Below are 24102 nucleotides of genomic sequence, written 5' to 3'. Positions count from 1 at the left end.
ATGGCCAAGAAAAGCGTCGTATCGGAAGCCCAGGAAATCGGCCTGGCCATGGAGCTGATCAACCTGGGCGCCCGCTTGCAGTTGCTCGAGACCGAAGTGTCGCTCTCGCGCGAACGCTTGCTCAAGCTGTACAAGGAACTCAAGGGCGTCTCGCCGCCGAAGGGCATGCTGCCTTTCTCGACCGACTGGTTCCTCACCTGGCAGCCGAATATCCACGCCTCGCTGTTCATCAATATCCATAAATTCCTGGTCGATCATGCCGGCGCCACCGGTATCGAAGCGGTCATGAAGGCCTACAAGCTGTACCTCGAACAAATGCCGCCCGAGCCCGGCGTCGAAGCGCTGCTCTCGCTCACCCGCGCGTGGACCCTGGTGCGCTTCTTCCAGAGCAAAATGCTGGCCATGGCCCCGTGCGACAAGTGCCAGGGCAAGTTCGTGGTCGATTGCCTCGACCTGAACCACGCGTATCAGTGCGGCCTGTGCAACATGCCTTCGCGCGCCGGCAAGACCAGGAAGGTCAAGGATGCCAAGGACGCCAAGGATGCGAGCGACGCCAAAGAGGCCAGGGACGCGCACGCCGCCGCGACGGCGCTGCTGAACGCGTGACCGGCAAACCTTCCCGCACATCTTCCGAAGGGCAGGGCGCAAGCCTTGCCCTTCGCCGCATCTGGCGTGCCCCCGCGGTGCAGGCGCTGCTGCTGCAATGCCTGGCTTTTCCGCTGACCTTGCTCATCGTGTTCCTGCTGGCGCGCAGCGGCGCCATCCTGTCGTATGCCGATGTCGCCCTGGTGCAGGGCATCGTCGCCTGCGCCATGACGCGCCTGCGCGGCCTGGCCGTGTGGTGGCTCGGGATCCAGCTGGTGTTTCCGCTGGCGCTGACCGGCGCGCTCAGCCTCGTGTTCGAGCTGAACCTGCCTCCGCTGCTGTTCCTGGGCGTGTTCCTGTTCCTGCTGGCGCTGTACTGGTCCACCTTCCGCACCCAGGTGCCGTACTACCCGTCCGGCAAGTGGGTCTGGAATGAAGTCGACAAGCTGCTGCCCAAAGGCAAACCCTTGCTGGTGATCGATATCGGCAGCGGCCTGGGCGGTTTTACGATGGAGATGGCGCGCCGCCGGCCGGAGTCGCATTTTGTGGGCATCGAGCTGGCGCCGCTACCCTGGCTGCTGAGCTTTTTGCGCGCCCGGCTGAGCGCAAGTCGCGCGCGTTTTGTGCGTGGCGATTACGACAATCTTGATTTAAGTAACTACGATGCGGTGTTCGCTTATCTGTCGCCGGCGCCAATGAGTGCTTTATGGAACAAGGCCTCAAAAGAGATGCGTCCCGGTAGCATTTTGCTCAGTTATGAGTTTCTGATAACGGAAAAAACGCCGGATATTATTCTTATGCCTACAGGGCGTGGCGCGCCTCTCTACGGATGGCACTTTTAGGAGACAGACGGCAGGGTTTTCCTTGCCGCTCGGGCCGTCTCACGCTATTGTAGTTCCGTATGTAAATTAAATGAATCGAGCAATTTAAAGAAACGACAGCATTCATTGCCATTCATATATTGGCGTTGTTTTCTTTAAAACGTCGGGCGCTGCCCGAGCTCTTTCCAACCTGGGAGTCAGCGCACTTGTTAGTCATACTCGGATACATCATCGTTTGCGGTTCCGTCTTCGGCGGCTTTGCCGCCAGTGGCGGCCACCTCGGGTCGCTGTTCCAGCCGCTCGAGCTGGTGATGATCGGCGGTGCGGCTTTCGGCGCTTTTTTTGTCGGCAATAACAGCAAATCGATCAAGGCCACGCTCAAGGCGGTTCCCGGCCTGTTCAAGGGCTCGCGCTATACCAAGGACCTGTACATGGAAATGATGTCGCTGCTGTTCGACGTCCTTTCCAAAGTGCGCAAGGAAGGCTTGATGTCGATCGAAGGCGATATCGAAAACCCGGAACAAAGCCCGGTGTTTTCCAAATATCCCGGCGTGCTGGCCGACCACCATATTGTCGAATTCATGACCGATTATCTGCGTTTGATGGTATCGGGAAATATGGACGCCTTCCAGATTGAAAATCTGATGGATAACGAAATTGAAACGCACCACCACGAAGGCGCGGTTCCGGCCCATTGCATCGCCAAGCTGGGCGATGGCTTGCCGGCGTTCGGCATCGTGGCGGCGGTGATGGGCGTGGTGCACACGATGGAGTCGGTCGGCATTCCGCCGGCCGAACTGGGCATCCTGATCGCCAAGGCGCTGGTCGGCACTTTCCTCGGGATTTTGCTGGCGTACGGCTTCGTCGGCCCGCTGGCCAGCCTGCTCGAACAGAAGCTGGAAGAGTCGACCAAGATGTTCCAGTGCGTCAAAGTGACCCTGCTGGCAAGCCTGAATGGCTACGCGCCGGCGCTGGCGGTTGAATTCGGGCGCAAGGTGCTGTACTCGACCGAGCGACCGACCTTCGCCGAGCTGGAAGAGCACATCAAGAAATCGAAGACCAAATAAGCCCATCATGCCCAGCCACTTAGCCCCTTGCATGATGCCGACCAGACGGAGCGCATATGTCCGATGAAGGCCTGCGGCCGATTATCGTCAAGCGCATCAAGAAGACCGCCGGCGGCCACCACGGCGGCGCCTGGAAGATCGCCTACGCCGACTTCGTGACGGCGATGATGGCATTTTTCCTGCTGATGTGGCTCCTGGGTTCGACCAGCAAGGGTGACTTGAACGGCATTTCGGAATTTTTCCAGACCCCGCTGAAGGTGGCGCTGGCGGGCGGCTCGGGCAGCGGCGACAGTTCCTCGATCCTGCAGGGCGGCGGCCAGGATTTGTCGCGCCGCACCGGCCAGGTCAAGCGCGGCGAGAACCCGGACAAGAAGTCGTTCGACCTGAAGGCGGCCAAGGCGGCGCTGGAAGCGGCCGAGGCGGACCGCCTCAAGACGCTCAAGGCCAAGCTGGAAGCGACCATCGAGGCCAATCCGCTGCTGAAAAAATACAAGAACCAGCTGCTGCTCGATATCACCAGCGAAGGCTTGCGCATCCAGATCGTGGACGAATTGAACCGGCCGATGTTCAACCTGGCCAAGGCCGAACTGCAGCCGTACACGCGCGACATCCTGCACGTGATCGGGATCGTGTTGAATGAAGTGCCGAACCGGATCGGCCTGTCGGGCCACACCGATTCGACCCCGTACATGAGCGACACCGGTTACAGCAACTGGGAATTGTCGGCCGACCGCGCGAATGCGTCGCGGCGCGAACTGGTCATCGGCGGCATGAACGACGCCAAGATCCTGCGCGTGGTGGGACTGGCCGCGGCGGCGCCGCTGGACCGCCAGGATCCGTTCAGTGCGGCGAACCGGCGCATCAGCATCATTGTCATGAACAAGCGCACGGAAGAAGCGGTCATGCGCGACGGCGCCTCGATGGAGGTGCCGGAACAGTCGGGCGTCGCGACGCCGCCAGCGGCAGCGCCGGCAGCAACGAAGGCGGCGCCATGATGGCCAGGGAAGTTACGGGAGAGGGCGAATGACAAGAAAGAAAATACTGGGCTCGCACGTGAAGCGCTTGCTGTCGGGCGTGTCGGATCACGGCAAGAAGCACCTGACGGAAGTCGAGACCGATCTGCTCCAGACCCATTTGCTGCTGCAGGAAGCCATCGACAAGCTTACCAGCAGTTTCATGGCCATCCACACCGCCGTCGGGGCCCAGCAGGACACCATCAACCTGCTGCTGGCCGGCGGCACGCCGAGCCCGGAAGAGAGCGCGCGCCTGAGCGCCATGTCGGGCGAGATCGGCGCGCATGTGAACACGGCGATCACCAGCATGCAGTTCCAGGACATGACGAGCCAGCTGATCGACCGCACCCTGAAACGGGTGACCGGTTTGCGCGAGTTCCTCGGCACCCTGGGGGCGCACGGCGCCGACATCGTGCCCGAGACGGGCAGCGAAGAAATCGTCGAGCTGCTCGGCAAGGTCAGCATGGCGCTGGCGATCCAGTCGCTCGAATTACGCAGTGTACTAAGAAAAGCAGTCAATCAGCAGCATCTGGAAAGTGGCGACATAGAACTGTTCTAAGGTTCACTCTCGATGATTATGGGCGCAGTGCCCCCGATTTAAAAAAAGCAGGAGCAAAAATGGCTAAAACAATACTCGCAGTCGACGATTCCAGTTCGCTGCGCCAGATGGTGGCATTCAGTCTCAAGGCCGCGGGCTACCTCGTGGTGGAAGCGGTCGACGGTCAGGACGGGCTCGAAAAAGCCAAGCAGCAAACGGTCGACCTGGTGCTGACCGACCAGAACATGCCGCGCATGGACGGCCTGTCCCTGATCAAACTGCTGCGCGGCCTGCCCGCGTACCAGAAGGTGCCGATCCTGATGCTGACCACCGAATCGTCCGACGAAATGAAGACCAAGGGACGTGCCGCCGGCGCCAATGGCTGGCTGGTCAAGCCGTTCGACCCGCAGCGCCTGATCGAAGTCGTCAAAAAAGTCATCGGTTGATGAACCGGGTGGGAGCACGCGCCATGATGCATCGCGAAATTCACGGAGTCTGACCATGACCATCGACATAAGCCAGTTTTTCCAGGTCTTCTTCGATGAAGCCGAAGAACTGCTGGCCGAAAAAGAGCGTCTGCTGCTGGCCGTCGACATCGCGTCGCCGGATCCGGAAGACCTGAACGCCATTTTCCGCACCGCCCACTCGATCAAGGGCGGTTCGTCGACGTTCGGCCTGAACGACATGACCGAAGTGACCCATTTCCTGGAGTCGCTGCTCGACCGCATCCGCAAAGGCGAAATGGCGCTCACCGCCGAACACGTCGACGCCTTCCTCGCGGCCAAGGACATCCTCAAGATGCAGCTCGACGGCCATCGCAACGGCGCCCACGTCGACCAGGATGCCGTGGCCAATGTGCGCATGATGCTCCAAGAGCTCTCGCAGGATGTGGTGCCGGTGGCCGCGCCGCCGGCGCCCTCGTTCATCCAGAGTTCGATCAAGGCCAACGTGAGCACCGGCGGGCGGCGCTTTCGCATCGAGATGCCGCATGTGGAGCAGCGCGATGTGAATGCGCTCACGGCCGAACTGGGCCTGCTCGGGCGCGTGTCGGTCATGCCGCTGCCGGACGACCGGCATGCGATCACCGTCACCACGCACGAGTCGCTGGAAGACATCATTGCGATCTGCTCGTTCGTGCTCAACCCCGACGACCTGAAAATTTTCGAGGCGCCGGCGCTCACGCCCGAGCAGCAGATCATCGAAGACCGCGAACGGGCCAAGATCGAAGACGACATGGGTTACGGCTTTTTCGACCCGATCGACGCCCCGACCCAGGCCCAGACCGACGAGGAACGCGGTTACGGCTTTTTCCAGCCGATCGAACATATCCGCGCCACGGCCGGCATTGTCGCTCCCATCGGTAACAGCGCGGCTGCCGCCGCAGCGGTGCAGGGCGCGCGCGCCGAGCCGCTCGAGATCGGCGAGCCGGCCGAGAAGAAAGCCGTCGCGAAAAAAGACGACAAGCACGCCGCCGCCGAATCGTCGTCGATCCGGGTGTCGATCGAAAAGGTCGACCAGTTGATCAACCTGATCGGCGAACTGGTGATCACCCAGGCCATGATCGAGCAGCGCAGCGACGCGCTCGACCCGATGCTGCACGAACGGCTCTTGAACAGCGTCAGCCAGCTCACGCGCAACACGCGCGACCTGCAGGAAGCGGTCATGTCGATCCGCATGATGCCGATGGATTTCGTGTTCTCGCGCTTTCCGCGCATGGTGCGCGACCTGGCCGCGAAACTGGGCAAGAAGGTCGATTTCATCACCCATGGCGCCGCCACCGAATTGGACAAGGGCCTGATCGAACGCATCGTCGATCCGCTCACCCACCTGGTGCGCAACAGTATCGACCACGGCATCGAAATGCCGGAAGCGCGCGCCGCCGCCGGCAAGACCGAAGCGGGGCGCCTGTTCCTCTCGGCCGGCCACCAGGGCGGCAATATCGTGATCGAAGTGTCCGACGACGGCGGTGGTTTGAACCGCGAACGGATCCTGGCCAAGGCGGCCCAGAACGGGCTGCCGGTGGGCGAGAGCATGACCGACGGCGAAGTATGGCAGCTCATTTTCGCGCCGGGCTTCTCGACCGCCGAAACGGTGACCGACGTGTCCGGACGCGGCGTGGGCATGGATGTCGTCAAGCGCAACATCATGGCCATGGGCGGCTCGGTGGACATCCGCTCGGCCAAAGGCTTCGGCACCACGATCTCGATTTCGCTGCCGCTGACCCTGGCCATTCTGGACGGCATGTCGATCCGCTGCGGCGAGGAAGTGTATATCCTGCCGCTCGGCTTCGTGGTCGAATCGCTGCAGCCGGCCCCGGAAGACATCAAGGAAATCTCGGGCCGCGGCCCGGTGATCAAGGTGCGCGGCGAATACCTGCCCCTGATCCCGCTGCACCAGATGTTCGACATCACGCCGCGCTTTACCAACCCGTGCGAAGGCATCGTCGTGATCCTCGAGTCGGACGGGCGCAAGGCCGGCCTGTTCGTCGACGACCTGGTCGGCCAGCAGCAGGTCGTGGTCAAGAACCTCGAATCGAATTATCGCAAGGTGACCGGGATTTCCGGCGCCACCATCCTCGGCGATGGCGGCGTCTCGCTGATCCTCGACGTCACGGCCCTGATGCGCTCCTCGCGCCAGCTGGCCGACGACGCCATCTTCTCTTAACGTACAACAAACCAGATAGGAATTTATCATGTCCATGACCTCAACCTCCTCCAAGAACGGCGAAGCCAAAGATGGCGCAGGCAGCGAATTTCTGGCCTTCACGCTCGGCTCGGAAGAATACGGGATCGACATCCTGAAAGTGCAGGAAATCCGCGGCTACGAAGCGGTCACCCGCATCGCCAACGCGCCCGACTTCATCAAGGGCGTGATCAACCTGCGCGGCATCATCATCCCGGTGGTGGACATGCGCATCAAGTTCAACCTCGGCACCCCGGTGTATGACCAGTTCACGGTCGTCATCATCCTCAACATCGGTGGCCGCATCATGGGCGTGGTGGTCGACAGCGTCTCCGACGTGACCACGCTCACCCCCGAGCAGATCAAGCCGGCCCCGGAAATGGGCACCGCCTTCGGCTCCGACTACCTGGTCGGCCTGGGCACCGTGGACCAGCGCATGCTGATCCTGATCGACATCGACAAGCTGATGTCGTCGAGCGAAATGGGCCTGATCGAAAAACTGGCCGCATAAGACGACGGCCATTGACGCATTGACAGCAACGCCGGAGCGAGCGGTTCGCCAGAAGCCGCCGTTCCTATCCATACGACGTATCGAGGAGAGAAAACATGAATCTGCGCGATTATAAAATTGGTACGCGCCTGGCGTTCGGATTCGGCAGTATTTTGCTGATCCTGGTCGCGATGGCGTTGATGGCGAGCGTGCTTAACTCGCGCAACAAGAACAGCCTGATGACGGGCCTGGCCAGTTCCAGCGCCCAGAACCTGCATGCGGCCAGCATGAAGGGCGCGATGCTGGAAACCGGCATCGCCATGCGCAATATCGGCCTGCAGTCCGACGTTGCGCTGATGCAGAAGGAACAGGACAAGGTCAAGGTCCAGAGCAAGCGGTATGAAGAGGCGCGCACGCGCCTGCAGGCCACCGGCCTGGATGAAGCCGAAACCAAGCTGCTGGCCGACGTCGCCGCGCTCGACAAGGAAGTCGACGCCGCCTTCAAGGAAGCCATCGGCCAGGTGCTGGCGTTTAACAGCGAGGGCGCGGCCAAGGTGATCGCCACGCGCATCGACCCGCTGAACCAGAAGACCCTGGAAGTATTGAACAAACTGGTCGACAAGCAGCAGGTCGAAGCCGACGACTTCCTGAAAAAATCGGTGGAAGCGGACCAGCGCGTGGGCATGATCATGTTCGTGGTGTGCGCGCTGGCCGTGGCGCTGGGCGTGGTGTGCGCACTGGTCACCACCCGTTCGATCACCGTGCCCTTGCTGGGCGCCGTCTCCGTGGCCAAGAAGGTCGCCGCCGGCGAGCTGACTTCCGAAATCCGGGTCGCGGGCAAGGATGAAACGAGCGAACTGCTCAAGGCGCTCAAGGACATGAACGACAGCCTGTCGAAAACCGTGGGCGACGTGCGCTCCGGGACCGAGATGATCACGGTGGCTTCGCAGGAAATCGCTTCCGGTAACGCCGACCTGTCCTCGCGCACCGAGTCGCAAGCCAGTTCGCTCGAAGAAACCGCCAGTTCGATGGAGGAACTGACCTCCACCGTCAAGCAAAATGCCGACAATGCGCGCCAGGCCAACCAGTTGGCCGTGTCGGCGTCGTCGGTCGCGGTCAAGGGCGGCGCCGTGGTGTCGCAGGTGGTCGACACCATGGGCTCGATCAAGGAAAGCTCGCGCAAGATCGTCGACATCATCGGCGTCATCGACGGCATCGCGTTCCAGACCAATATCCTGGCGCTCAACGCCGCGGTGGAAGCGGCGCGCGCCGGCGAACAGGGGCGCGGCTTCGCGGTGGTGGCGTCCGAAGTGCGCAACCTGGCGCAGCGCTCGGCCGGTGCGGCCAAGGAAATCAAGTCGCTGATCGGCGATTCGGTCGACAAGGTCGATGCCGGCAGCAAGCTGGTGGACGAAGCGGGGCAGACCATGGACCTGATCGTGACCTCGATCAAGCAGGTGGCCGACATCATGGGCGAGATCACCGCGGCGACCCAGGAACAGAGCAACGGCATCGAAGAAGTCAACCAGGCCATCACCCAGATGGACGAAATGACGCAGCAGAACGCGGCCCTGGTCGAGGAAGCCGCCGCCGCCGCCGAGAGCATGCAGGAACAGGCCCAGTTGCTGGCCGCCGCCGTGAGCATCTTCAAGCTCAGTGGCGACGATCGCAAGAGCGCGACGGCGGTGCCGCTGCGCGCAGCCCCGGCCGCTGCCCGGCCGGTCTCGCGCGCGGTGGCGACAGTGGCGCGTCCGGCGCAAGCGGCCAAGCCGCGCAAGCTGGCCGCCGCCACGCCCGGCGACGACTGGGAAGAGTTTTGAACGGTCCGGCCACTTGGCGGCACGCGCAGTGAACATGAAAACAGGGTGAAGCAGTGACGCAAACGAAAACCGACACCGTCAAGGAATTCAACTTCACCAAAAGTGATTTTGAGCGCGTGCGCGCGCTGATTTACCAGCGCGCCGGCATTTCGCTGGCCGACAGCAAGCAGGAAATGGTCTACAGCCGCCTGGCGCGGCGCCTGCGCGCCACCGGCATTGTGTCGTTCGGGCGCTACCTGGACGACCTGGAAGCGGGGCGCCTGGGCGAGGAGTGGGAGTCGTTCACCAACGCCCTGACCACCAACCTGACCTCGTTTTTCCGCGAAGCGCACCACTTCCCGCTGCTGGCCGAGCATGTAAAGAAGCTGCGCGACCATCCGATCCAGATCTGGTGCTCGGCGGCGTCGACCGGCGAAGAACCGTATTCGATCGCCATGACCGTGTGCGAAGCGTTCAACACGCTCACGCCGCCGGTGCAGATCATCGCCACCGACATCGACACCAATGTGCTGGCCACCGGTGCGCAAGGGGTGTACGGAATCGACCGCATCGAAAAAATGGAGCCCGAACGGGCCAGGCGCTTTTTCTTGCGCGGCAAGGGCGAGCAGGAAGGCATGGTGCGGGTGCGTCCCGAACTGCGCCAGCTGATCACCTTCAAGCAGCTCAATTTGCTGGGCGACGGCTGGCCCTTGAAAGGCCCGTTCGATGTCATTTTTTGCCGTAACGTGATGATCTACTTCGACAAGGCGACCCAGCGCAAGATCCTCTCGCGCTTTGTGCCGCTGATGAAGCCCGACGCACTGCTGTTTGCCGGCCACTCCGAAAATTTTCTGTACGTGTCGGAGTCGCTCAAACTGCGTGGCAAAACCGTGTACGAACTCGATGGTCGCCGGCCTTGATGCGACCCGCACCGAACTGAGAATTGAACATGGCTATCGAAATCAAAGAACAATTCGCAACCAACGTGTATTACGACCGCACTTTCGACTGCGACGCGGCCAAGATCCTGCCGGGCGAGTACTACTACACGCCCAAGGACATGTTGATCGTGACGGTGCTCGGTTCCTGCGTGTCGGCCTGCATCCGCGACAAGGTCACCGGCTTGGGCGGCATGAACCACTTCATGCTGCCGGACGGCGGCAGTGACCCGAACAGCCCGATCTCGGCCTCGATGCGCTACGGGACGTACGCGATGGAGGTGCTGATCAACGACCTGCTCAAGGCCGGCGCGCGACGCGAGAACATGGAAGCGAAAGTGTTCGGCGGCGGCGCGGTGCTGCGCGGTTTTACCGCGATCAACGTCGGCGAGCGCAACGCGGCGTTCGTGATGAGCTTCCTCAAGACCGAAAAAATGCGCGTGGTGGCCGAAGACCTGAACGATATCTGGCCGCGCAAGGTGTACTTCTTCCCGCGCACCGGCAAGGTGCTGGTCAAGAAGCTGATGCAAACCCATAACGATACCCTGGCGCGGCGCGAACTCGATTACGCCAGCCGCCTCAAGGTGCAGCCGGTCGGCGGCGAGATCGACCTGTTCTGACCGTCCTGACCGACACACTGAAAGCACGCTATGAAGATCAAAGTACTGATCGTGGACGACTCGGCGCTGATCCGCAGCGTCATGAGCGAGATTATCTCGAGCCAGCCCGACATGGAAGTGGTGGGCGTGGCGCCCGATCCGCTGGTGGCGCGTGAGCTGATCAAGCAGACCAACCCGGACGTGCTCACGCTCGACGTCGAGATGCCCAAGATGGACGGCCTCGACTTCCTCGAAAAACTCATGCGCCTGCGACCGATGCCGGTGGTGATGGTGTCCTCGCTGACCGAGCGCGGCTCCGAAATCACGATGCGCGCGCTGGAACTGGGCGCGGTCGATTTCGTGACCAAGCCGAAGATCTCGATCCAGAGCGGCATGCGCGAATACACGGAACTGATCTCGGACAAAATCCGCGCGGCCTCCAAGGCGCGCATCAAGCCGCGCACCGTCACCGCCGAAAAGGCGAGCGGCGCGCTGCCGGCCCTGCGCAATCCGCTCACCTCGTCGGAAAAGCTGATCATCATCGGCGCCTCCACCGGCGGCACCGAAGCGATCCGCGAATTCCTGATGCAGATGCCGTCCGACTGCCCCGGCATCCTGATCGCCCAGCATATGCCGGAAGGGTTCACCACCTCGTTCGCGCGCCGCCTCGACACCCTGTGCAAGATCAGCGTGCGCGAAGCGGCCGGCGACGAGCGCGTGCTGCCCGGGCACGCCTACATCGCCCCCGGCCACTCGCACCTGCTGCTGGCGCGCTCGGGCGCCAACTACGTCACCCGCATCGAGCAGACCGACCCGGTCAACCGGCACCGGCCCTCGGTCGACGTGCTGTTTCGCTCGGCGGCCCAGGCGGCCGGCAAGAACGCGGTCGGCGTGATCCTGACCGGCATGGGCAAGGACGGCGCGGCCGGCATGCTCGAAATGAAAACGGCGGGCGCCTACAACTTCGCCCAGGACGAGGCCTCGTGCGTGGTTTTCGGCATGCCGCGCGAAGCGATTGCGATGGGCGGCACCCACGAAGTGGGCCCCTTGAACGCGCTGCCGGGCATGGTCCTTGGCTATCTGGCAACGCATGGCAGCCGTGCGTTGCGCGTTTGATCCGATTTGAGCCGAATTACTGTCTTTTTGCTGCTCGTTTATTCGCTTCACAGCAACAAAACTGCTATCCTTTAGTCTGCTTCCGCAGTAGGGGAAGTCTGTCAATAACCATAGTAAGAGAATCAACGGAGTAATTTAATGGCCGATCCAAAGATGCGTTTTTTAGTTGTTGACGATTTCTCCACGATGCGTCGCATTGTGCGTAATCTGTTGAAAGAACTGGGTTATGCCAACGTCGACGAGGCGGAAGACGGCGTCATGGCGCTGGCCAAGCTGCGTAGCGAAACATTCGACTTCGTGGTCTCGGACTGGAACATGCCGAACATGGATGGCCTGACCATGCTGCAGAACATCCGCGCCGACCCGGCGCTGGCCAAGCTGCCGGTGCTGATGGTCACGGCCGAGGCCAAAAAAGAGAACATCATCGCTGCCGCCCAGGCGGGCGCGAACGGCTACGTGGTCAAGCCGTTCACGGCGGCCACGCTCGATGAAAAGCTGAACAAGATTTTCGAGAAGCTCGAAAAAAGCGGAGCGTGACCATGAGCGAGCACCTCAGCGCAGGCGCAGGCCAGTCGGAAGAGCCGGGCGTGCACGACGAGTTCCTCAGCCGGATCGGACACATGACGCGCGCGCTGCACGACAGCCTGCGCGGCCTGGGCCTGGACAAGCTGATCGAAAAAGCCGCCAGCGACATTCCTGACGCGCGCGACCGCCTCGACTATGTCGCGCGCCTGTCGGAACAGGCTGCGCAAAAGGTGCTCACCGCAACCGAAGCGGCCGGCCCGCTGCAGGACCAGATCGACAGCGGCGCGGGCGCCCTGGGCGCCTCGTGGCAAGCGCTGCTCGACGCGCCCGCCACCAGCGACGCCGAATGGCGCGCGCTGGCCGAGCGCAGCGTGGCGGCCATGAGCCAGGCGCGCACGGCCAGCAGCGCCACCAAGGGCTACCTGATGGACATCATGATGGCCCAGGATTTCCAGGACCTGACCGGGCAAGTGATCACCAAGGTGACCACCATTACCCGCAACCTGGAACAGCAACTGGTGCAGATGCTGGTCGATTTTGCGCCGGCCGAGGTCAAGCGCGAATACGACAACGGGCTGCTCAATGGCCCGCAGATCGACCCGACCCGGCACGACGTGGTCTCGAACCAGGGCCAGGTCGACGATCTGCTGGACAGTCTGGGCTTTTAAGCAGGCTGAGAATTTCAGCTTGCGGCGGGGCGCATTGCCCCGCTTTCGCATGGCATCACCTACACGACCCATACAATGCACGAATCAAACTTTATCGTCCGCGAACCCCTGCTCGATCCCAAGCAGCGCGTGATCGGTTATGAACTATCCTGGCAGCACCATGAGGGGCAAGCCGTCACCGACGAGGAGCTCGAAGCCCTGATCGGCTTCGTCGCCGAGAACGTCAACGACGAAGAACACGGTTGGCTGCTCAAGGACAAGATCCTGTTCCTCGACGCGGTCCCGGACATGCTCTCGACCGACGCCCTGTTCGCCATGCCGCCCGAGCGCACCGTGCTGACCATGAAGGCGTCCGACCTGGCCGACCCCGACACCCTGGCGGCGGTACAGGGCTTGCGCGCCGGCGGCGTCGGCATCTCGGTGCGCGACGGCGACCTGGCCCACCTGGGCAAGAACCTCGGCATGAGCGCCTCCTACATCGAAGTGCGCTTTTCGGGCGCCGACGTGGCGGCCCAGGCCCGCACCTACGCCGCCGCCAAGCAATCGTCGGTGCGCATGGTCGGCCGTCCGGTCACCACCTGGGCCGACTTCGACGCCTGCGCCGCGCTCGGCCTGGACGCCTTTGTCGGCAAGCTGCACCTGACCCCGCGTCCTGGGATTCCGGTCAAGGGCATGAACCCGGCCCAGACCATCATCCTGCAACTGATGCAGATGGTGCAAAAGAACGAAGACATTCCCAAGATCGAAAGCGTGCTCAAGCGCGATCCGGCACTCTCCTACAAGCTGCTGCGTTTCATCAACTCGGCTGGTTTCGGGGTCGGGCGCGAGATTCAATCCTTGCGCCAGGCCATCACCATGCTCGGCTATTCGCCGATGTACCGCTGGCTGACCCTGCTGCTGGCCACGGCCAGCACCAGCGGCTACTCGCCGGTGCTGATGGAAACGGCCGTGGTGCGCGGCCGCCTGACCGAACTGCTCGGCAACAAAGGCTTGCCACGCAGCGAGAGCGAAAACCTGTTCATGGCCGGCATGTTCTCCTTGCTCGATCGCCTGCTCGGCTTATCGATGAAAGAAGTGCTCGAGACCATCCAGCTGCCCGATGAAGTGGTGCGCGCCTTGCTCACCCGTGGCGGCGCGTACGGACCCTACCTGGCGCTGGCCGAAGCGTGCGAGCTCAACTCGCAGCTGGTGGCCTCGCTGGCCAAGTCGATCAACATTGCACCGGTGGACGTCAACAAGGCCCACCTGTCGGCACTGGCCTGGGCCCAGAACCTGACCACCTGACCATCGGCCTGGCCGCAGCAGCTTGCATTGCCCAACCGGGGTCTGACCTCTGATTCGAAATATTTCGAATCAGAGGTCAGACCCCGGCGCCGTATGACGCCGCGTCGACGGCATTCCGCTTTTACGCTAAAGGATATGTATGACATACAAGTTTGCTTCATTCATCGTCGCGGGCGCCATGTTGTTGGCAATCCCCCTGGGCGCCAGCGCCAATCCGGCACACCAGCAACTCATGTCGATGACGGAAGCGAAGCGGCAAGCGCTGTTGACCAAGTTTATGGCCAAGTCCAACAAACAATGCACCGCTGTCACGCAAACCTTCTATCAGGGTAGCGATCAGAAAGACAATGCCATCTGGAACGCCAAATGCGCGGATGGCTCGACCTTCGCGATCCAGGTCAACAACGACGCGGGCGGCTCGACCCGCATTATCAGCTGCGCTGTGCTCAAGTCCGTATCTGGCCAAAAATGCTTTACCAAATTCAAAAAATAGGCTCGACGGTGGCGCTGCGCAAGCGGGCGCGCCGCAGGTGTGCATGAAAGTGTACCTGGACGACGAGCGCCGCACTCCGGACGGCTGGGTACGCGTGTATTGGCCGGAGGAAGCCATCGCCTTGCTGCGCACGGGCGACGTCACCGAGATCAGCCTCGATCACGACCTGGGCGACGACGCGCGCGGCACGGGGTATGACGTGGTGCTGTGGATCGAGGAGCAAGTCATGACGGCTGGCTTTCGGGCGCCAGCGATGCGGGTGCACTCGGCCAACGCCTCGGCGCGCGAAAAAATGGAAGCGGGAATCCGAACAATCGAACGGTACGCCGGCCGCGCCGGCAATGCATAAGGGAAGTTTTGTGGGGAAACAACTGATATCACGCCTGGTCGCGGGCGTCCTGATCGCCGCGCTGTCTGGAGCGGCCTGTGCCAATCCGGTCCACCTGCACATCGCCAAGATGACGCAAACCAAGCGCCAGGCGGCCTTGGGAGAGATGGTCAAGCAAGCCGGGATCAAATGCATCGGCATCAAGCGCGCGATTTACCAGGGCAGCGACGAGGGCGGCACGGCGCTGTGGAGTGCGCGTTGCGTCGATGGCCGCCTGTTCGCGGTAGAGATCACCAGCGACGCCGACGGTACAGCGCGCGTCGTGCGTTGCAAGTCGCCCAAGCGGGGCGCCGGCAACTGCAAGTTCAAAGGCAGATTCTGAGCACGCCAGGCTTTCCAATGTGAACCAGTTTCCTCCCACCGGGGTCAGAGCTTTAATTCGAAAGATTTCCAGTTAAGGCGCTGAGGCCGATGGATAAATGTTGCGGCAAACTGAAGAAAGCGTCGCGTGCCCTTAGCAGAACTGACAAATCGTCCCCGGCCTTGCGTCAGTATGGCGGCAATTTAACAATGTTTCGAGTTAAAGCTCTGACCCCGGTGTCGGTTTGCTACCTAAGAAAGATGATTGCGATGAATATCGAGGCCCTTGCCAGCATGATCCCGGTATCCGGGGAACTTGCGCCTTTGACAGCGCACCTCGACTACCTGCGTGACATTGCGCAACCCTGCATCGAGATCAGCCTGCTGGAAAGTGTCGCTCCAGCACCGGCGGCGAGCAGGTTCGGTGGCGTCCCGATGGTGCCGGCCGGCTTCGCGTGGCCGGCGCATGCCGTCGGCCCGTACCGCTTCCTCGGGCAGGTCAACTTCGGTGACATTAGCTCGCCGTCGGCGTTGCCGGGCACCGGCATGTTGAGCTTGTTTTATGCGGAAGACGAGGATGGCGTGTGTTTTTGGGGAGATCCCGATTTTGTCGTCGCCTATTATTGGGACGATCCTGAGCAATTGGCGCAGTTTATCGGTGGTGACGGGGACCCGGTCCAGCACAGCGTCGCAATCGATTTCAAAGCGGGGATGAGTATTCCCCGGCATTACGAGCTGCGCAATGACTGGCCGTTCGAGCATTACAGCGAGGAGGCGGACCGCGTGCTCAGCGCTTTATCGCCATTCGCCGCCGATGATTACTTGCTTGGATACCCATCGTTCGATTCCCTGGCGTACGATCCGACACCGGAAAAGGACTGGGTAAGCCTGTTGACGCTCGTCTCGCATGAGGCGCTGCAATGGTGCTGGCAGGACGGCGCCAAGCTGATGGTGTTCATTCACAAAGACAGGCTCAAGGAAGCCGACTTCAGTGAACTGCGCTGCGATGCCGGATAGTGCCTCCCAACCGGGGTCTGACCTCTGATTAGAAATCTTTCGAATCAGAGGTCAGACCCCGGTGGAGTACTGTTGCGGAAAAGTGACGCGGCGGTCGACTAACGTTGGTGTAGCCAACCAATAGCCGTCGGCCTTGCCTCAATGTGATGAAAATTTAACAAAATTTCGAATCAGAGGTCAGACCCCGGTTTGGGGGGGATCAGATTTCGAGGTTGTCGATCAGGCGGGTGGTGCCGAGCTTGGCCGCCGCCAGCACGACCAGCGACGCGCCTTGCGCCAGGTCGCCGGCACTCGGCGGTTGCAGGTCGTTTTGCTTGCGGATCGAGATGTAGTCCGGCTTCCAGCCGCGCCGCGCCAGTTCTTCCATCGCTTTGTGTTCGAGCTGGAAGATATCCAAATGGCCCGATCGGACTTCGTTTGCCACGGCATTCAGACTCTGGTACAGCGCCGGCGCTTCGGCCCGCTCCGCTGCCGACAGGTACATATTGCGCGACGATAGCGCCAGGCCGTCGTCCGCACGCCAGGTCTCGGCGGCGATGATTTGCGTCGGCAAGGCGAATTGACGACTCATGTTGCGCACCATCATGAGCTGCTGGTAATCCTTTTTGCCGAAGACGGCTACCTTCGGTTGCACGCACGAAAACAGTTTCAGCACGATGGTGGTTACTCCGGTGAAAAACCCCGGGCGAAATTCCCCTTCCAGGGTGTTGCCGAGGTCTTGCGGCGGGCTGACGCGAAATTCCTGCGGTTCCGGGTACAAGTCTTTTTCGGTCGGCGCGAACAGCACGTAGACGCCTTCCTTTTCCAGCTTTTCCACATCCGCCTGGAAGGTGCGCGGGTATTTGTCGAAGTCTTCGTTCGGCCCGAATTGCAGGCGGTTCACGAAGATCGAGGCCACCACTGGGTCGCCATGCTTGCGCGCAAGGCGCATCAGCGAGAGATGCCCTTCGTGCAGGTTGCCCATTGTCGGCACGAAGGCCGTGCGCAGCTGGCCGCTGAGCTGGTCGCGCAGTTCTTCAACGGAAGAGATGATTTTCATGGGGCTTTCCTCAAACGGGTGTCAAATGAATCGGCTTATGCCGGGGAGTAGGCGAGGCGCACGTAGATCGGCGCGAACGGCTCGGCCTGGGTAATTTCGATCAGGGTTTCCTTGGCCAGTTCCAGCATGGCCACGAAGTGCACGACCACAATCGGCACGCCGCCCTGGCCCTGGAACAAGTCGGCGAATTCGACGAAGCGGGCCGTTTGCAGTTGCCGCAGGATCGAGGTCATGTGCTCGCGCACCGACAGTTCCTGGCGGCTGATGCGGTGGTGCTGGGTCAGCTTGGCGCGCTTGAGCACGTCCAGCCAGGCGCGCTGCAGGTCGAGCGGGTCCACATCGGGCCAAGTCGGGATGTTGCTCTGCTCGACGAACAGGGAGGGCCGGGTGAAGTCACGGTCGAGCTGGGGTATGGCGTTGATTTCGTAGGCGGCCAGCTTGATCTGCTCGTAGTCGAGCAAGCGCCGCACCAGGTCGGCGCGCGGGTCGTAGGTGTCGAGCAGGTCGTCGTCGGCGACCCGCTGCGGCAGCAACATGCGCGACTTGATTTCGATCAGCATGGCGGCCATCAGCAAATATTCGGCCGCCAGTTCCAGGTTGTGCAGGCGGATCTGGTCGACATATTTCAGATATTGCAGGGTGACCTGCGCCATCGGAATATCGAGAATATTGAAGTTTTGCTTGCGGATCAGGTAGAGCAGCAGGTCGAGCGGACCTTCGAAGGCGTCCAGGAAGATCTCGAGCGCGTCCGGCGGGATGAACAGGTCGGTCGGCATGCGCAGCAGCGGTTCGCCGTATAGACGGGCAAACGCGGGCGCTTCGGGCGGCGCTTCAAGCAGCGCCGGCAGTTCGACCGGGGCGGCGGGCGCGTCGCTGAGCGAGCCACCTGGCTCGGTGGCGAGTTCTTCCGTCGCCGCCTCTTCTGGCAACATGGTCTCGCCCTGAACCGTCAGAGTTTGTTCTGGTACACGTAAGCTTGCTGCTGGACGCGCGATTCCTTGGTTTTATCCTGGTCGGCCAGGGTGATCGGCGCCTTGTCCCACAGCAGCGCGCGGCCGGCAATCTGGCCAGCTTCCATCTCGGGATTCTTGGCCTTGAGCTCGCGGATGAACTTGGTGTGGTCGGATTCGTAGAGCTGGAATTGTTTGGTCAGTTTCATAATAGGGCAGTAGGTAGCGACGAGGGTAGCGACAATGCTATTTTACCGCGAGCAAGGCGGCAGGGGGAATTCGTCGGGCGCCACTGGCAGCCCGACGAGGGGGCGTTGCGGACGCTTACGGGTGCAGTGCGTTCAGTTGCTTGGCGATGATGTCGTGGTTGAGCCATACCACCGGGGCGATTTTCTCGGCGGCGCCGTAGAACATCAGCGGGCCGGCGCTTTCCAGCACCAGCGCACTGAGGCGGTCGGTGATCAGGGCCTTGCGGTCCTTGTGCAGCTTGGTCATTTCGTCCGAGGTGCCGATCATCACTTCCGCCAGGGCCGGGGTGTTGTCCATCGGCCAGGCATCGAAGTTGCGGAAACTGGCGCTGACTGGGTCGTTGTTGTAGGCCTCGATCTGGTCGATCAGGCTTTGCAGCGAGAGGCCGTCGTTGAGCAATTCCTGGCAGGCGGCCCATTGTTGTTCGACCCATGCGCCGCCGCCTTCGCGTTTGAGCGCGCTCAGCAGGGGGAACAGCGACAGCTCGACGCCGGCAAAGATATCGGACGAATTGGTACGGATTTCAGGGCAGTTGAACACCGTTGCGGCAATCCCTTGCGCCCAGGCAGCCTGCGCCACGCTCTCCAAGCGCATTTTGGCGTAGCCCTGGGTGTAATTGGTGTAGGTTTGCCACTGGTATTGGCCGTCGATCAGGATTTCGCTGCCGTGGTAGCCGTACGCCGTGTAGCGCACCTGGCCGCCCTTGGCGGTGATGCGTTCGCGGATGGCGGCGCTGGCGGTAATCAGGTGTTGCAGGGTGTTGGCGGTGACTTCGTCGAAGTTCATCAAGATCAGCTTGCCGAGGTCGCTGTCGAGCAGTTCCCGCGAGGACATGAAGCGCTCGCCGCGGCCCTTGTAGATGCGGTTGGCGATCGCCAGGAAAGCCTTGATCTTGGGAATCCCGCCGGCCATGGTGTGGGCGAAGAAGACATTGCTGCCGTCCGGGATCAGCTTGTCGATCTCGGCCATGGCTTGCGCGGCGGAGCTGGCGAAGCGGCGCACGCCGACGTCGCGGCAGCGTTCGACCGCGGCCCAGTCCAGTTTTTCGTCCTGCCAGCCCTTGAGGGTGATGCCGGCCAGCATCTCGGTCGGGTTCTGTTCGCCTTCGGGTGCGTCGAGGTCGAAGCCGGCCATCAGCGGCACGTTGATGATGCGCCCGCCCAGCTTGGCTTCGGCTTCGGCCAGTTCTTCTTCGTTGAGTGCGCGCAACGCGTTGTTCTCGTCGCGCCGGCCGACGGTGATGCCGACGATGGTCATGCCGGCCTTGCGTGCCTCATCGATCAGGCCGTTAGCATAGCCGCGGCCGAACAGCTCGCCGAACAGTACGAACACGTCGCCTTTGCGAAACAGGTTGGCGTGCGGGATGTGCCTCAAGGAAGTCAATTCGGTCATAGATACCACTCAAAAGTAAGAAGGTTCGGGCGCCTGGCCCACCACCCCGCTCAGGCGCCGTGCTGCTGGCGGCCAATTCGCGAGGCATGTTGTTTTTCTCGTCAAGCGCGACATTATAGTCTCCCGCTCGCGGCGTCCGGTATTGACGCGCTCATTCATTCGATGGCCCGGGTGCTAATGGCGCAGCACGCGCCGCATCACGCGCGGCGGCGGTTCGGCCGCGTTGGCGTGTGAATAGTCGAGTTCGTCGGCCAGTTCGAATGCGTAAGCGGCGTACAGGTCGAGCAGCCTGGGCTGGTCGGTGCGCACGGCCAGCCGCAGTTCCTGCACGCCACTGGCCAGGCCCTGGTGGATGACCGCTTCGAGCAGGTGTTGCGACAGGTTGGCGCCGCGGCAGCGCGGCAGCACGCCCATGCGCCGGATTTCCCACACGTCCGGTTCGAACTCGTGCGGCGCCCAGCGCACCGAGCCGACCGGGGCGTCGTCCTGCAGCAGGATGAAGGCGCCGCCGGCGCGCAACTGTTCGGTCACGCGCTGGGCGGTTTCGCGGTGGCCGCTCGAGGTTACCGTCACCGTCCCGGCCCAGGAAGCCCGGGTCAGGTCGGCGATCAGTTGGGCGTCATCGTCGTCCGCCGGGCGCACCACCAGGTTCATGCGCGTCCTTAGCCGATGCGCATGCCCGGCTGCGCGCCCGGGAAGGGTTCCAGGACGTACAGGCCCGGATTGGCTTTCTCGTCGGCGGCGGAGGCGCACAGGACCATGCCTTCCGAGCTGCCGAACTTGCCGATCTTGCGCGGCGCCAGGTTGGCCACCATGACCGTCAGCTTGCCGATCAGTTGCTCGGGCGTGTAGGCCGACCTGATGCCCGACAGTACGTTGCGGTGGCGGCCTTCGCCGACGTCCAGGGTCAGGCGCAGCAGCCGTTCGGAGCCGGCCACCAGTTCGCAGTTGACGATCTTGGCGATGCGCATGTCGATCTTGACAAAGTCGTCGAACTCGATGGTCGGTGCGATCGCTTCGATGTCGCCGGCGACCGGCGCTTCCAGGACAGGTGCGGCGACAACGGGCGCAGGAGCAGGCGCGGCTACTACCGGCGGCTTGTCGATCAGCGCCTCGACCATTTTCGGTTCAATCCGGGTCATCAGCGGAACGTAGGTGCCGATCTGGCGGCCGAGCATGGTTTCGTACACGGCCGCGCCCGTCGTATCGCTCCAGCTCAGCTGATCGTCGCCCAGGAACGTGGCAACCTGGGCGGCAACCTGCGGCAGCACCGGTGCGAGCATGACCGTCATCTGGCGGAACAGGATCAGCGACGTGCTGCAGACATCGTGCAACTGCGCCATTTTTTCCGGATCCTTGGCCAGTAGCCAGGGCTTGTTATCGTCGATGTACTGGTTAGTGATGGCGACGATTTCCATGATTTCGCGCAGGGCCTTGCCGAACTCGCGGCTCTCGTAGCTGGCGGCAATGCTGGCTTGGCGCTCCTGGCCATCGACCAGGAGCGCACGGCCGATAACTTGCTGGGCGTCGGGCGACAGGGTCGCGGCGAGCTTGCCGTCGAAATGCTTGGCGACGAATCCGGCGCAGCGGCTAGCGATGTTGACGTATTTGCCGATCAGGTCGCTATTCACGCGGGCCACGAAATCGTCGCCGTTGAAGTCGAGGTCTTCCACCTTCGAATTGAGCTTGAAGGCGATGTAGTAGCGCAGCCATTCCGGATTCATCTTCAGGTCCAGGTAGCGCAGCGGCGAAATGCCGGTGCCGCGCGACTTGGCCATCTTTTCGCCGTTCAGGGTCAGGTGGCCGTGTACGTTGACCTTGAGCTTGTCGATCACCGGGTGCCCGGCGAAGTTCAGCATCGCTGGCCAGAACAGCAGGTGGAAGGACACGATATCCTTGCCGATGAAGTGGACTTGCTCGGTGTCCGGATCATTGAGCAAGGCGTCAAAATCGATCCCTTTCTTGCTGCAGTAGTTTTTCAGGCTGGCCAGGTAGCCGACCGGCGCGTCCAGCCAGACATAGAAAAACTTGCCCGGCGCATCGGGAATCGGGATGCCGAAGTAGGGCGCGTCGCGCGAAATATCCCAGTCGGCCAGCTTCTCGCCGGCCTCGCCGAGCCACTCGGACACTTTATTGACCATTTCCGGCTGCAAGCGGCCAGGCGTGTTCAGCCATTCCTTGAGGAAGGTGTAGCAGCGCGGGTCGGACAGGGCGAAGAAGTACTGTTCCGATGGTTTGAGGATCGGGGTCGAGCCGGTGAAGACCGAGAACGGGTTCACCAGTTCGGTCGGCTGGTAAGCCGCGCCGCACACTTCGCAATTGTCGCCATACTGGTCCTTGGCGCCGCATTTCGGGCATTCGCCCTTGATGTTGCGGTCGGCCAGGAACATGCCCTTGACCGGGTCGAAGAAGCGGTCGACCGTCTTGGTGACGATCAGGCCGGTATCGCGCAGTTTGCGGTAGATGCCTTGCGACAACTCCACGTTTTCCGGCGAATCGGTCGAGTACCAGTTATCGAAGGCAATGTGGAAGCCGTCCAGGTATTGCGGGCGGTCGGCGGCGATCTCGGCCACGAATTCCTGGGGCGTGATGCCCTTCTTTTCGGCCGCGATCATGATCGGCGTGCCGTGGGTGTCGTCGGCGCAGACGAAGTGAACCTCGCGCTGGCCGTCGGCGTCGCGTTGCATTCGCTGGAAGCGTACCCAGATATCGGCCTGGATGTATTCCATCATGTGGCCGATATGAAAAGCTCCGTTGGCGTAAGGCAGGGCGGTGGTGACGAACAGCTTGCGAGTCATGGTTAAGATGCGCTTTTTAATAAGTTTATTAGGAAATACAGAGGAGCATTTTACCAGCGGATGACCCGACTGCGCACGGGGCTTTGCCCGGATTTGCCATTCAGGCAAGGCCGGGCAGGGCGATTTGCGCTAAACTTCGGCATGTTTCGGTATCATATTCCTTGGAGATTTACATGAGCATCACAGTAGAAGACGTCAAGAATGCACTGACGGCGGTTATCGATCCGAACACGCAGAAAGATTTCGTTTCTTCCAAGGCGATCAAAAATATCAAGCTCGACGGCAACGACATCGCGCTCGACGTCGAACTCGGCTATCCGGCCAAAAGCCAGATCGACGGCATCCGCAGCGCCATCGTGGCCGCCCTGCAGGCGCTGCCGGGCGCGGGGCGGGTCAATCCGAACGTGTATGTCAAGATTATTTCGCACACGGTGCAGCGCGGCCTGAAAATCATGCCGAACGTGAAGAACATCATCGCGGTGGCCTCGGGCAAGGGCGGCGTGGGCAAGTCGACCACGGCGGTCAACCTGGCGCTGGCCCTGGCGGCCGAGGGCGCCAGCGTGGGCGTGCTCGATGCGGACATTTATGGTCCGTCGCAGCCGATGATGCTCGGCATTAGCGGCCGCCCGGAAACCTCGGACGGCAAGACCATGGAGCCGCTGGAGAACCACGGCTTGCAGGTGTCGTCGATCGGTTTCATGATCGATCCGGACGAGCCGATGGTGTGGCGCGGCCCGATGGTCACGCAAGCCTTGCAACAGTTGCTTGAGCAAACCAACTGGCGCGACCTCGATTACCTGATCGTCGACATGCCGCCAGGCACCGGCGACATCCAGCTGACCCTGTCGCAAAAAGTGCCGGTCACGGGCGCGGTGATCGTCACCACGCCGCAGGATATCGCCTTGCTCGACGCGCGCAAGGGCTTGAAAATGTTCGAGAAAGTCGGCATTCCGATCCTTGGCGTGGTGGAAAACATGAGCACGCACATCTGCTCGAACTGTGGCCACACGGAAGCCATTTTCGGTCACGGCGGCGGCGCCAAGATGTGCGCCGACTTCGGGGTGGAGTTCTTGGGCGCATTGCCGCTGACCATGTCGATCCGCGAGCAGACCGATTCGGGCCGTCCGACCGTGGTGGCCGAGCCAAATGGCCCGGTGGCGCAGATCTACAAGGATATCGCGCGCAAGGTTGCTATCAAGATCGCAGAGAAGGCGAAAGACATGACCAGCAAGTTCCCCAACATCGTCATTAAAAACGATTAGGAGTCTGCCGAACTTGGGCCTATCTGTTGAGATAGGCGCTAAGGTGTGGCGCTTTCGTGGCGCTGTCGTGCAGAATAGGCAAGCATCGG

Annotated in this window: 26 protein-coding genes; 20 read left to right on the top strand and 6 right to left on the bottom strand. The window is 61.8% G+C overall.

Annotated elements, in window-relative coordinates:
• The 19 genes from flhC (at position 1) to F0185_RS29860 (ending at position 16323) form a co-directional block, all read left to right on the top strand.
• Positions 1–606: a flagellar transcriptional regulator FlhC gene (flhC, locus tag F0185_RS29950; protein WP_167231476.1), complete on the top strand. Its 606-nt coding sequence runs from the start codon at positions 1–3 to the stop codon at positions 604–606.
• Positions 603–1427, top strand: a complete 825-nt coding sequence (locus F0185_RS29945) for a class I SAM-dependent methyltransferase (RefSeq protein ID WP_167231473.1) — start codon at positions 603–605, stop codon at positions 1425–1427. Before flhC ends, F0185_RS29945 begins: the two co-directional genes overlap by 4 nt.
• A gap of 185 nt (positions 1428–1612) precedes the next feature.
• A complete protein-coding gene (gene motA / locus F0185_RS29940; RefSeq protein ID WP_167231470.1) occupies positions 1613–2473 on the top strand; it encodes a flagellar motor stator protein MotA in 861 nt (286 codons plus the stop codon).
• A 56-nt stretch (positions 2474–2529) separates the two neighbouring features.
• Positions 2530–3468: a flagellar motor protein MotB gene (gene motB / locus F0185_RS29935; RefSeq protein ID WP_167231467.1), complete on the top strand. Its 939-nt coding sequence runs from the start codon at positions 2530–2532 to the stop codon at positions 3466–3468.
• 28 nt (positions 3469–3496) lie between these two features.
• Positions 3497–4045, top strand: coding sequence for a chemotaxis protein (locus F0185_RS29930; RefSeq protein ID WP_167231465.1), 549 nt, complete (start codon positions 3497–3499; stop codon positions 4043–4045).
• Between the two features lie 59 nt (positions 4046–4104).
• Entirely contained in the window at positions 4105–4470 is a 366-nt protein-coding gene (locus F0185_RS29925) for a response regulator (RefSeq protein WP_054267173.1), read from the top strand.
• Positions 4471–4525: 55 nt separating this feature from the next.
• Positions 4526–6688, top strand: coding sequence for a chemotaxis protein CheA (cheA, locus tag F0185_RS29920; RefSeq protein WP_167231462.1), 2163 nt, complete (start codon positions 4526–4528; stop codon positions 6686–6688).
• Positions 6689–6722: 34 nt separating this feature from the next.
• Positions 6723–7217: a chemotaxis protein CheW gene (locus F0185_RS29915; RefSeq protein WP_167231546.1), complete on the top strand. Its 495-nt coding sequence runs from the start codon at positions 6723–6725 to the stop codon at positions 7215–7217.
• A 95-nt stretch (positions 7218–7312) separates the two neighbouring features.
• Entirely contained in the window at positions 7313–9016 is a 1704-nt protein-coding gene (locus F0185_RS29910; protein WP_167231459.1) for a methyl-accepting chemotaxis protein, read from the top strand.
• 53 nt (positions 9017–9069) lie between these two features.
• Positions 9070–9915 (top strand): CheR family methyltransferase, encoded by an 846-nt coding sequence (locus F0185_RS29905; protein ID WP_167231456.1) that lies wholly within the window; start codon positions 9070–9072, stop codon positions 9913–9915.
• 29 nt (positions 9916–9944) lie between these two features.
• Positions 9945–10553 carry a chemoreceptor glutamine deamidase CheD gene (cheD, locus tag F0185_RS29900; RefSeq protein WP_187362689.1) on the top strand — a complete coding sequence of 203 codons (609 nt, stop codon included), beginning with the start codon at positions 9945–9947 and terminating at the stop codon, positions 10551–10553.
• 30 nt (positions 10554–10583) lie between these two features.
• A complete protein-coding gene (locus F0185_RS29895) occupies positions 10584–11648 on the top strand; it encodes a protein-glutamate methylesterase/protein-glutamine glutaminase (RefSeq protein ID WP_166886867.1) in 1065 nt (354 codons plus the stop codon).
• 138 nt (positions 11649–11786) lie between these two features.
• The gene (cheY, locus tag F0185_RS29890) at positions 11787–12185 is read left to right on the top strand and encodes a chemotaxis response regulator CheY (RefSeq protein ID WP_054267179.1); all 399 of its coding nucleotides are present in this window, start codon (positions 11787–11789) and stop codon (positions 12183–12185) included.
• Positions 12186–12187: 2 nt separating this feature from the next.
• Positions 12188–12841 (top strand): protein phosphatase CheZ, encoded by a 654-nt coding sequence (gene cheZ / locus F0185_RS29885; protein ID WP_167231453.1) that lies wholly within the window; start codon positions 12188–12190, stop codon positions 12839–12841.
• Positions 12842–12916: 75 nt separating this feature from the next.
• Complete coding sequence (locus tag F0185_RS29880; RefSeq protein ID WP_166886871.1) at positions 12917–14125, top strand: EAL and HDOD domain-containing protein; 1209 nt, start codon at positions 12917–12919, stop codon at positions 14123–14125.
• 139 nt (positions 14126–14264) lie between these two features.
• Positions 14265–14618, top strand: coding sequence for a hypothetical protein (locus F0185_RS29875; protein ID WP_167231450.1), 354 nt, complete (start codon positions 14265–14267; stop codon positions 14616–14618).
• Positions 14619–14661: 43 nt separating this feature from the next.
• Positions 14662–14967 (top strand): cyclic-phosphate processing receiver domain-containing protein, encoded by a 306-nt coding sequence (locus F0185_RS29870; RefSeq protein WP_167231447.1) that lies wholly within the window; start codon positions 14662–14664, stop codon positions 14965–14967.
• Positions 14968–14977: 10 nt separating this feature from the next.
• On the top strand, positions 14978–15328 hold the full coding sequence (locus tag F0185_RS29865; RefSeq protein ID WP_167231444.1) for a hypothetical protein: 351 nt from the start codon (positions 14978–14980) through the stop codon (positions 15326–15328).
• A 248-nt stretch (positions 15329–15576) separates the two neighbouring features.
• Positions 15577–16323, top strand: coding sequence for a YwqG family protein (locus tag F0185_RS29860; protein ID WP_167231441.1), 747 nt, complete (start codon positions 15577–15579; stop codon positions 16321–16323).
• Positions 16324–16522: 199 nt separating this feature from the next.
• Here the strand turns inward: F0185_RS29860 and panC are convergent, their stop codons facing one another.
• From panC to metG, 6 genes are all read right to left on the bottom strand, one after another.
• Positions 16523–17362: a pantoate--beta-alanine ligase gene (gene panC, locus F0185_RS29855; protein WP_167231438.1), complete on the bottom strand. Its 840-nt coding sequence runs from the start codon at positions 17360–17362 to the stop codon at positions 16523–16525.
• Between the two features lie 35 nt (positions 17363–17397).
• The gene (locus F0185_RS29850; protein WP_167231435.1) at positions 17398–18294 is read right to left on the bottom strand and encodes a segregation and condensation protein A; all 897 of its coding nucleotides are present in this window, start codon (positions 18292–18294) and stop codon (positions 17398–17400) included.
• A 17-nt stretch (positions 18295–18311) separates the two neighbouring features.
• Positions 18312–18521, bottom strand: coding sequence for a DUF3460 family protein (locus tag F0185_RS29845; protein ID WP_166872620.1), 210 nt, complete (start codon positions 18519–18521; stop codon positions 18312–18314).
• 115 nt (positions 18522–18636) lie between these two features.
• Entirely contained in the window at positions 18637–19953 is a 1317-nt protein-coding gene (locus tag F0185_RS29840; protein ID WP_167231432.1) for an enoyl ACP reductase FabMG family protein, read from the bottom strand.
• A 174-nt stretch (positions 19954–20127) separates the two neighbouring features.
• Positions 20128–20607: a GNAT family N-acetyltransferase gene (locus F0185_RS29835; RefSeq protein WP_167231429.1), complete on the bottom strand. Its 480-nt coding sequence runs from the start codon at positions 20605–20607 to the stop codon at positions 20128–20130.
• Between the two features lie 8 nt (positions 20608–20615).
• Positions 20616–22751, bottom strand: coding sequence for a methionine--tRNA ligase (gene metG / locus F0185_RS29830; RefSeq protein ID WP_167231426.1), 2136 nt, complete (start codon positions 22749–22751; stop codon positions 20616–20618).
• Between the two features lie 173 nt (positions 22752–22924).
• Between metG and apbC the strand changes: the two genes are divergently transcribed.
• Positions 22925–24013, top strand: coding sequence for an iron-sulfur cluster carrier protein ApbC (apbC, locus tag F0185_RS29825; protein ID WP_167231423.1), 1089 nt, complete (start codon positions 22925–22927; stop codon positions 24011–24013).
• Positions 24014–24102: the final 89 nt, after the last annotated feature.

The sequence above is a fragment of the Massilia rubra genome (assembly GCF_011682065.1).
GTDB lineage: Bacteria > Pseudomonadota > Gammaproteobacteria > Burkholderiales > Burkholderiaceae_D > Telluria_A > Telluria_A rubra.
The sequence above is the reverse complement of the archived record's forward strand: the minus strand, read 5'-3'. Positions and strand labels throughout refer to the sequence as shown.